The organism is Pseudomonas sp. 43(2021) (assembly GCF_017490805.1).
Lineage (GTDB): Bacteria > Pseudomonadota > Gammaproteobacteria > Pseudomonadales > Pseudomonadaceae > Aquipseudomonas.
In genome coordinates this window covers 1-598 of record NZ_JAFGYJ010000173.1, presented here as the reverse complement: position 1 = coordinate 598, position 598 = coordinate 1, and the positions used below count along the sequence as shown (strand labels likewise).

General features: G+C 64.2%; 2 protein-coding genes. Both read left to right on the top strand.

The window, feature by feature from the left end:
- A partial coding sequence (locus tag J5M71_RS26595) for an FAD-linked oxidase C-terminal domain-containing protein (RefSeq protein WP_347709878.1) occupies positions 1 to 181 on the top strand: 181 nt, incomplete at its 5' end.
- A 2-nt stretch (positions 182 to 183) separates the two neighbouring features.
- A partial coding sequence (locus J5M71_RS26590) for a 4Fe-4S dicluster domain-containing protein (protein WP_207838455.1) occupies positions 184 to 598 on the top strand: 415 nt, incomplete at its 3' end.

The following is a 598-nucleotide window of genomic DNA, read 5'->3' as shown; positions in this document are numbered from 1 at the left end:
CCCTGAGATTCACGCACTCGCCCATTCCTTGGGCGGCCATGCAACGTGCTTTACCCACGGGGCCACCGATTCGCCGTTCCAACCCTTGGCGCCAACCCTGCTGCGCTACCACCGGCAACTCAAGGCGCAACTCGACCCGCAAGGGCTGTTCAACCCCGGACGAATGTACGCGGAGGTCTAGCCATGCAAACCACCCTGAGCGAGCAATCGCGGCAATTGCCCCGGGCTGGCGAAGCGGAAAAGATCCTGCGCACCTGCGTGCATTGCGGTTTCTGCAACGCGACATGCCCGACGTATCAACTGCTCGGTGATGAACTCGATGGGCCGCGCGGACGCATTTACCTGATCAAGCAAGTGCTGGAAGGCGCACCGGCCACCGAGCAGACGCAACTGCATCTGGATCGTTGCCTGTCGTGCCGCAACTGCGAAACCACCTGCCCGTCCGGGGTCGATTATCACAACCTGCTCGACATCGGCCGTGCGGTGGTCGACAGCGCGGTGCCGCGCCCGGCCGCCCAGCGCTTGCTGCGCGAAGGCTTGCGCGCGTTGGCGCCGAATCCGGCTGTGTTCAAAGGCTTACTGCGCATGGGCGCGGCAC